This window comes from Mesorhizobium sp. (assembly GCF_024509055.1).
Classification (GTDB): domain Bacteria; phylum Pseudomonadota; class Alphaproteobacteria; order Rhizobiales; family Rhizobiaceae; genus Mesorhizobium.
Genome location: NZ_JANINM010000482.1, coordinates 91,473 through 100,043 on the forward strand (window position 1 = coordinate 91,473; position 8,571 = coordinate 100,043).

Annotated in this window: 7 protein-coding genes; 3 read left to right on the plus strand and 4 right to left on the minus strand. The window is 65.3% G+C overall.

Annotated features, from left to right (window positions below; genetic code table 11):
- Nucleotides 1-3: 3 nt before the first annotated feature.
- From Q0L57_RS28410 to Q0L57_RS28420, 3 genes are all read right to left on the minus strand, one after another.
- Complete coding sequence (locus Q0L57_RS28410; RefSeq protein WP_296746400.1) at nt 4-1,086, minus strand: ABC transporter ATP-binding protein; 1,083 nt, start codon at nt 1,084-1,086, stop codon at nt 4-6.
- A complete protein-coding gene (locus Q0L57_RS28415) occupies nt 1,083-2,657 on the minus strand; it encodes an iron ABC transporter permease (RefSeq protein WP_296746401.1) in 1,575 nt (524 codons plus the stop codon). The genes Q0L57_RS28410 and Q0L57_RS28415 overlap by 4 nt, the downstream gene beginning before the upstream one ends.
- A 176-nt stretch (nt 2,658-2,833) precedes the next feature.
- Entirely contained in the window at nt 2,834-3,841 is a 1,008-nt protein-coding gene (locus Q0L57_RS28420) for an iron ABC transporter substrate-binding protein (protein ID WP_296746402.1), read from the minus strand.
- 205 nt (nt 3,842-4,046) lie between these two features.
- On the opposite strand from Q0L57_RS28420, the gene Q0L57_RS28425 reads away from it, so the two are divergent.
- From Q0L57_RS28425 to Q0L57_RS28435, 3 genes are all read left to right on the plus strand, one after another.
- Nucleotides 4,047-4,583 (plus strand): sigma-70 family RNA polymerase sigma factor, encoded by a 537-nt coding sequence (locus Q0L57_RS28425; protein ID WP_296746403.1) that lies wholly within the window; start codon nt 4,047-4,049, stop codon nt 4,581-4,583.
- Nucleotide 4,584: 1 nt separating this feature from the next.
- Nucleotides 4,585-5,223 (plus strand): NrsF family protein, encoded by a 639-nt coding sequence (locus Q0L57_RS28430; protein WP_296746404.1) that lies wholly within the window; start codon nt 4,585-4,587, stop codon nt 5,221-5,223.
- A gap of 140 nt (nt 5,224-5,363) precedes the next feature.
- A complete protein-coding gene (locus Q0L57_RS28435) occupies nt 5,364-7,325 on the plus strand; it encodes a PAS domain S-box protein (RefSeq protein ID WP_296746405.1) in 1,962 nt (653 codons plus the stop codon).
- Nucleotides 7,326-7,349: 24 nt separating this feature from the next.
- On the opposite strand, the gene Q0L57_RS28440 is transcribed toward Q0L57_RS28435, so the two are convergent.
- Nucleotides 7,350-8,228 (minus strand): 3-hydroxybutyryl-CoA dehydrogenase, encoded by an 879-nt coding sequence (locus tag Q0L57_RS28440; RefSeq protein WP_296746406.1) that lies wholly within the window; start codon nt 8,226-8,228, stop codon nt 7,350-7,352.
- Nucleotides 8,229-8,571 lie beyond the last annotated feature (343 nt).

Below are 8,571 nucleotides of genomic sequence, written 5' to 3' on the forward strand. Positions count from 1 at the left end.
CGTTCAGGGGAAGACATGCGCCTTGCCGGAGACGGTGAGGCGCACGATCTCGCCGATCGCCGGCGCGTCCATGCCGGTTCTGCGCAGGATCAGTGGCGTGTTGCCGATCGCCGCGGCGTCCGGCGGATCAGGGTTGTTGAGCAGCCGCACCGCGACCGTGCAGATCGAGCCGGCGAACTCGCAGTCGGTGACTTCGCCGAACAGCATGTCGGGCGTCCCCGACATGCCTTCGCGCGAGGTCCGCTTCAGCATTATCTGCTCCGGCCGCAGCATGATGCGGGCGACGTCGCGCCGCTCGCGCGTGTCGACGCCAATGCGGCCGAGCGGCGAAATGGCGAAACCGTCGGCGATCTTGGCCGGCACGATGATGGCGTCGCCGAGGAACTCGGCAACCATCCGATCCCGCGGCTGGAAGTAGAGCTCGCGTGGCGTGCCAACCTGCGAGAACAGCCCATCGCGCATCACCGCGACCTGGCTGGCGAAGGACAGCGCCTCGGCCTGGTCATGCGTGACCAGGATGGTGGTGATGCCCGCCATTTCCAGGAGCTCGGCGACCGCCTTGCGCATCGAGGCGCGCAAGCCGGTGTCGAGGGCCGAGAACGGTTCGTCGAGCAGCATCAGCCTGGGCTTCATGGCCATGGCGCGGGCAAGCGCGACACGCTGCTGCTGGCCGCCGGAGAGCTGGTGCGGACGCCGTTTCAGGATCGCCTTGTCGAGGCCGACCGTGTAGGCGAGCTCGACAATGCGCTCCATGCGCTTGTCCTCGCCGCGCGGCATGCCGAAGCCGATGTTGTCGGCGATGCTCAGATGCGGGAACAAGGCGCCGTCCTGCGCGACGATGCCGATGCCGCGGCGATGCGCCGGCACCGCGGCGCCGCCATTGGCGAGCACGTTGCCGTCGAGCGCGATGCGGCCGCTGTCTGGCGCCTCGAAGCCGGCGATGAGCCTGAGCAAGGTGGTCTTGCCGCAGCCCGACGGGCCGACGATCGCGGTGCGGCTGCCGCTTTCCACCTTCAGGTCGACGCCGGCGAGGGCCGCCACCCGGCCGTAGTGCTTTGCCACGCCGCTGAGTTCGAGGAAGCTCATCGTCCGGCCATCCGCTTCGACTGGACGTAGAGCAGCCAGGTCATCGGCAGCGACATGGCCACCATGATCAGCGCATAGGGCGCGGCGGAAGCGTAGTCGATCTCGCCGCTGTAGGACCAGAACGCCATCGCCAGCGTGCGGGTGCCGTTGGGCGCCAGCATCTGGGTGGCCGTCAATTCATTGGTGATGCCCAGCGCCACCATCGCCATGCCGGCCGCGGCCCCAGGCGCCGAAAGCCGGATCGTCGTCGACCACAGCGCCCTGAGCGGCGGGCGACCGAGGCTCGACGCGGCGCGCTCGAGCTCCACGGGCGCCTGCGCGATCGAGGCGCGCAGGCTGACAAGCGCGCGCGGCAGGAACATCAACGCATAGCCGAACAGGATGGTGAAGAGCGTCTGGTAGAGGGGCAGGGCGACGCGCACGGTGATGGTGACCAGCGCCAGCGCGATGACGACGCCCGGCAGCGCGCCGACAATGTAGTTGCAGCCTTCGAGCAAGCGCTGCAGGCGTCCCGGCGCGCGGATCGAGACCCATGCCATCGGCATGGCGGCGACGGTGGCGAGCAGCGCGCCGGCGATCGCCAGGAACAATGTCTGGCCGAGCGCCAGGCTTATCTCGTCCCAGCGCCAGACATCGGCGCCGCCGGCGAGCAGCCAGCGGCCGACGGTGACGAAGGGCACGCCGAGCGAAAGCAGCGCGGTGGCGGCGGGCAGGGCCAGGCAAGGCAGCGTGGCGCGGCCGAGCCGGAGGCGCTGCTGCTTGCGCGCGGCGCCTGAGCCGACCCTGGCATAGCGCTCTTCGCCGCGCACGACCACCTCGAGCGCCAGCAGCACGAAACAGCAGGCGACGAGCACGGCGGCAAGCATGTTGGCGGCCGGGCCGTTGAAGGTCGACTGGAACTGATCGACGATCGCGGTGGTGAAGGTATCGAAGCGGATGAAGACGTAAAGACCGTATTCGGCGAGCAGATGCAGGCCGACCAGCAGCGAGCCGCCGCAGATGGCCAGCCGCAACTGCGGCAGCACGACGCGCGCGAAGACCCGCCACGGGCCGAGGCCGAGGGCGGCCGCGGCGTCTTCCAGCGCGGGATCGAGTCGGCGCAGCGCCGCAGAGACAGGCAGGTAGAGGAACGGGAAGTACGCGATGACGGAGACGAGGACGCCTGCCCAGAGCCCATGCAGGCCGGGCACAAGGCTGATCCAGGCGTAGCTGTGTACGAAGGCGGGGATTGCGAGCGGGGCCACCGACAGCCAGGACCAGAGGCGGCTGCCGGGCAGGTCGCTGCGCTCGGTCAGCCAGGCCAGCGCCACCGACAGCGCGATGGCGATCGGGACCGACACCGCCACCAGGAGGATGGTGTTGACCAGGAGGTCGCCGACACGGGGGCGAAAGATCAGCGCTACCACGGTTTCCCAGCCGGTCTGGATCGCGACCCAGACGATGAAGGCGAGCGGCAGCAGCGCAAGCAACGAAACCATAGCCGCGGCAAGCAGGACCCAGGGCATGGGCCGGCGGCCATGCCGTCCGGTGACCGGCAAGCCCGTGGGCGAAAGGTCGATCGCGGATCGCATCAGGCGGACTGCCGCCCCGCAGCCACCGCCCGGCGCGAGCAATTTGATGAGCCGCGGACGCGGCTGGAAGCGCAGCCGATGGTCATCGACGAAGCCATCTCCAAAAACAGAACGCTCCCGCGGAAAGCGAATTCCCGCGGGAGCACGGTCGGTTGCCCTTTTAGGACGAACGCGAACTAAAGCAAGCCGGCTTGCGTCATCAGGTCGATGACCTTCTTGGAGTTCAGCGTCGCCGGGTCGACTTTCGGCGCCTGCAGGTCGGCCAGCGGCACCAGCTTCGGGTTGGACTCGTCGCCCTTGCCGACGGCATATTCATACGAGGTGCCGGTCTTCAGCACCTCCTGGCCGGCCTTGCCCGTCACCCATTTCAGGAAGGCCTGGGCCTCCTTCTGATGCTTGCTCGAGGCCAGCACGCCGCCGCCGGAGACCGAGACGAACGCGCCCGGATCCTGGTTCTTGAAATAGTGCAGGGCGACGTGCTTGCTGTTCTCGCCGGTCTTGGCCTGATCGCCGAAATAGTAATAGTGGTAGATCACGCCGCCCTCGATCTCGCCGGTATTGACCGCCTTCATCACGGTGCTGTTGCCCTTGTAGGCGGTGAAGTTCGCCTTCATGGCCTTCAACCAGTCGGCGGTGGCGGCATCGCCCTTTAGCTGGAGCAAAGCGCTGACGATGGCCTGGAAATCGGCGCCCGACGGCGAGGCGGCCCAGCGGCCCTTCCAACTCGGATCGGCGAGGTCGAGCAGCGACTTGGGCAACTGGTCTTCCTTCAGCTTGTCCTTGTTGTAGGCAAAGACGGTGCTGCGGGCAGCGACGCCCACCCACTTGCCGCTCGACGGCTGGTACTCCTGAGGCACCTGGGCCAGCGTGTCGGCGTCGACTGGCGAAAACAGGCCGGCCGCTTCGACCAGCGCCATGGCCGGCGAGTTCTCGGTGAGGAACACATCGGCCGGCGAAGCGGCGCCCTCGGCGACGATCTGGTTGGAGAAGTCGCTGTCACCGCCATTGCGCAGCGTGACCTTGATGCCAGTTTCCTTCGTGAAACCCTTCGCCCATTCCTTGGCGAGGCTCTCATGCTGGGCGTTGTAGACGACGATGCCACCGTCCTCCGCCATCGCCGCATTGGCGGCTAGGCCGAGCGCGAGCACCGTCGCGCCGGCGAGTGTCGAAAGGGTAAATTTCATGAGTGTCATCCTCATTTCCGGGGACTGGGGTTCAGGCACGGCTCCTCCTACCAATACCTGATTGTCATAGTCAACATTATCGGGTGCTTCAATCCGTCGCCGAGCCGCAAACTTTCGTGACTTCACGGCAATTTCGCTTGGACATTATTTCGCCGGCCACGTAACAAACCAGGGCCGAGATGCGAAACATCGGGGGTAAACTCTTGTGACCGGCAAGGACGAGGCTGAGCTCTCCGGGCTGCTCAGGGCCGCGATCGCGGGAGATGAAAGGGCTTATGCCGACTTTCTGCATCGGATAGCGGCTCTCGTTCGCGGCTTCGTCCGGCGCAAGATCGTCCAGGGCGGGGTCGACCCCGAAGATGTCGTGCAGGAAACCTTGCTGGCCATCCATGTGAAACGTCACACCTGGCGCGTCGACGCGCCGGTCTTGCCGTGGGTCTATGCGATCGCCCGCTTCAAGCTGATCGATGCGTTCCGCAGGCGCGGTCGGCGCATCGAGGTCGAGATCGACCAGATCGCAGATACTTTCGCCGAACCGGAAACGGAGACGGTCAGCGAGCGCGACGTCACCAGGGCCCTGGACGGGCTGCCGCCGGCGCAGCGCTCGGTGGTCTCGTCGATCTCGGTCGACGGCCATTCGATCGGCGAAACAGCGGCCAAGCTCGGCATCAGCGAGACGGCGGTCAGGGTATCGCTGCATCGCGGCCTCGCCGCTATCGCCAAAAGATTTGGACGACAGTGACATGAGAACTGACGATCTCATAAAGGCGCTCGACGCCGATGCCAAAAGCAAGGCGATGCCGCTCGGCAGGGCCTGGTGGCTGGCCGTCGGCGTGGCGGTGGTGATCGCGGCGGCCGTCTTCTTCATGACCATCGGTCCGCGCCCCGACATCATGCCGGCCATGCATACGATGCGCTTCATGTCGAAATTCGTCTTCACGCTCGTGCTCGCCGCCAGCGCCTTTACCTTGATCCGGGCGCTGTCGGTGCCCGGCGCGGCGACCGGACGGGCCATGCGCTGGATGCTCGCTGCGCCTGTGCTGGTGATCGTCGCGGTAATCCTGGAGCTGTTCGTGGTGCCCGAGGCCGACTGGGGCCGACGAATGGTCGGCTCCAACATGATGATCTGCATGAGCTTCATCCCGCTGATCGGCATCGGCCCGCTGGCGATCTTCCTTGGCATGCTGCGCTATGGCGCGCCGACCAGGCCGGTGCTTTCGGGCGCGGTCGCTGGCCTGCTCGCCGGCGGCCTGGCGGCAACCTTCTATGCCGCGCATTGCTTCGACGATTCGCCGCTGTTCGTGGCCACCTGGTACACGATCGCAATCGCCTTCCTGACCCTGCTCGGGGCGATCGGCGGGCGGCTTTTCGTGCGCTGGTAGGTTTGCACACTGATCCTTAATCATGCCGGCAATTGTTTGCCGGTTAGCGGACCAGCGCCCGTCGCCCGAGCAACCTTTCCTTAAAATCGATCCGCCAAGGGTTGTACCAGCGTGCATTGCGGATTGGGGTGGATCGCAGTTTGACGTGGTTCGATTGGAAAGGCCCCCGGGCCGGCAGGCGCGCCGCGCTGGTGCTGACAGCGGTCGGGCTGGTTGCCCTGGCGGCGTCGGTGCTGTTGCCTGCCCTGGAGCTCGGCACGAATGCGCTGAAACTCTGCCTGCAGATATCCGTCGCGGTCACAGCCGTCACCCTGTTCGTCTCGGCACTGTTCATCCACAGGATGATCGAAGACCGCCGGCAGATCGCCGAAAGCGAGCAGCGCTTCCGGCGCGCCATGGAGGATTCTGCGATAGGCGTTGCCATCGTCGGCCTCGACGGCCGGATAATCCAGGCGAATGCCGCTTTCGCTGACATGCTCGGCTACGACCGCGCTGAAATCGAGACATTGACCTTCTTCCAGATCACGCATCCTGAGGACCTACAGATCGGTCGCGAGACGATGATGAGCCTGAAGGAAGGGATGATCCACTCCTTCCATTTCGAGAAACGCTACCTGCGCAAGGACGGCACGCCGGTCTGGGCGCAACTCGCCGGCTCTGTCATCCGCGACGAGGATACCGGCAAGCCGCTCTATCTCGTGTCGCAGATCGAAGACATCGATGCCCGCAAGCAGGCCGAGACGCGTATCGCCGAAGCGGAGACCCGCTGGAACTTTGCGCTTACCAGCGCCGGACAGGGTGTATGGAGCTTCGACCTGCGCAAGGGCGGCACGACCTATTCCGGGACCTGGGTGAAGATGCTCGGCTACGCGGAAGGCGAGCTTGATGGCGATCCGGACCGCTGGCTGACGATGATCCACCCGGACGACCGCGAGCGCGTCGCCGAGGCCGACCGGGCGCATCTTGCAGGCGAGACACCTTTCTTCGAGGCCGAATTCCGGATGCGTCACAAGGACAGCCATTGGATCTGGATCCTCGACCGCGGCAAGGCGATCGAACGCGACGCCGAGGGCCGGCTGATCCGGGCCATCGGCAGTCTGACCGACATCACGCAAAGCAAGGAGGCCGAAGCGCGTCTCATCGTCTCGGCGGCCATGCTGGCCGACGAGAAGGAGCGGCTGAAGGTAACATTGCAGTCGATCGGCGACGCTGTGATCTGCACCGATGCCGCCAACCGCGTCACTTTCATGAACCCGGTCGCCGAAAAGCTGACTGGCGTTGCCGCCGACGGGGCGCTTGGCAAGGTGCTAGGCCATGTCTACTGGGCGGTCGACGAGGAAACCGGGCAACGGATCGGGCTGACGCGTCCTTCGGCCGGTGACCGCCATCACAGCGACCAGAATAGCCGCGCCGTGCTCATCCGGCGCGACGACACCCGCTGCAGCATCCGCCAGATGGTGTCCTCGATCATCAACGACCGCAACGAGTTCTGCGGGCTGGTCATCGTCTTCCAGGATTTCACCGACGCACGCGCCCTGCAGCGCCAGCTTGCATATGCCGCCGCGCATGACGCGCTGACCGGGCTCGCCAACCGCTCGAGCTTCATCCGCGCCATGGAGGAGATGGTCGATCTGTGCCGTCTTAACGGTGGCGAGCACCAGTTCATGTTCGTCGACCTCGATCACTTCAAGGCGGTCAACGACACCGGCGGTCACGCAGCGGGCGATGCGCTGCTGAAGCGCGTCGCGGACGCGATTCGGGACGTGCTAGGGCAGGACGATATCGTGGCGCGCCTCGGCGGTGACGAGTTCGCCGTTATCCTGAAGTCAGCCGCGCCGGCAAGGGGAGCAGACGCGGCGCGCTCGATCATCGACGCGATCCGCAACCTCAACTTCAGCTGGGATGGCCGCCCACATGCGATCGGCGCCAGCATCGGACTTGCGCCGATCCGCTCCGACAGCGGCGAAGCGGACGAAATCATCGCCCGCGCCGACGCCGCCTGCTATGCAGCCAAGGCGGCCGGCCGCGGATGCGTTTCCGCGGCGCCGGAAGGACAAGCCGGCGACCTCATCAAAACTGCGCCTCTCGCCGCGGCGTCCTGAGCACAGGCCACGGCGAAGAGTGGTTCAGCGCGTCGGCACCGGGTGGTCGCCGCGATAGTCGTAGAAGCCGCGGCCCGTCTTGCGGCCGAGCCAGCCGGCCTCGACATATTTCACCAGCAGCGGGCAGGGCCGGTATTTGGAATCCGACAGGCCCTCGTGAAGCACCTGCATGATCGACAGGCAGGTGTCGAGGCCGATGAAGTCGGCGAGCTGCAGCGGACCCATCGGGTGGTTGGCGCCGAGCCGCATGGCGGTATCGATGGCGTCGACGGTGCCGACGCCCTCGTAGAGCGTGTAAATCGCCTCGTTGATCATCGGCAGCAGGATGCGGTTGACGATGAAGGCCGGGAAGTCCTCGGAGACGGTGATCGTCTTTTCGAGATGCTTCACATAGGTCTTGGCGGCCTCGAAGGTCTGGTCCTCGGTGGCGATGCCGCGCACCAACTCGACCAGCTTCATCACCGGCACCGGGTTCATGAAGTGTATGCCGATAAAGCGCTCGGGCCGGTCGGTCTGCGCCGCGAGCCGGGTGATCGAGATCGACGAGGTGTTGGTTGCCAGGATTGCTTCCGGATTGAGCTGCGGGCAGAGCTGCGCATAGATCTTGCGCTTGACCGTCTCGTCCTCGGTCGCCGCCTCGATCACCAGATCGGCGGCGGCGAGATCGGCCATTGTGGATGCTGACGAGATCCGCGCCATGGCATCGTTGCGCGCCTTCTCCTCGAGCTTGCCGGACCCGACCTGGCGGGCCATGTTGCCGCTGATCGTGGCGATGCCCTTCTCGATCCGGTCCGTTGAAACGTCGTGGATCAGAACCTTATAGCCGGCCAATGCGGAGACATGGGCGATACCGCCACCCATCTGACCCGCGCCGACAATGCCGATCGTCTCGATCTTGCTCATTACCCCGATCCCGTCTGGAGCCTTTCCGCTTCTTTCGAAGCACGAAAACGCTCCCTTGTCTTTGTTTTCCGCAATTCCGCGGGAAAACCGCTACGCAGTTTCCTGGAATTGCATTCTTTGTTTGTCGCAACTCCGGACGGAAAACCGCTAGGCACTTTTCCTGGAATTGCTCTGGGCCTTGGCGGCCTGCTTTTTGTGCAGTGCACACTAAAAGGGTGGGGCGACTTCGTCTACCCCACCCTTCACAATTTAGTATGCCAGAGTTGATGGCGTCAAAGCGCCTTTTGCAGTTCCGGCAGGATGACGAAGAGATCGCCGACGAGGCCGTAGTCGGCGACCTGGA

Excerpts from the sequence above, each read along its gene's own strand:
- Q0L57_RS28410 (WP_296746400.1), bottom strand. The coding sequence starts at position 1,086 with ATGAGCTTCCTCGAACTCAGCGGCGTGGCAAAGCACTACGGCCGGGTG.
- Q0L57_RS28415 (WP_296746401.1), bottom strand. The coding sequence starts at position 2,657 with ATGCGATCCGCGATCGACCTTTCGCCCACGGGCTTGCCGGTCACCGGA.
- Q0L57_RS28420 (WP_296746402.1), bottom strand. The coding sequence starts at position 3,841 with ATGAAATTTACCCTTTCGACACTCGCCGGCGCGACGGTGCTCGCGCTC.
- Q0L57_RS28430 (WP_296746404.1), top strand. The coding sequence starts at position 4,585 with ATGAGAACTGACGATCTCATAAAGGCGCTCGACGCCGATGCCAAAAGC.
- Q0L57_RS28440 (WP_296746406.1), bottom strand. The coding sequence starts at position 8,228 with ATGAGCAAGATCGAGACGATCGGCATTGTCGGCGCGGGTCAGATGGGT.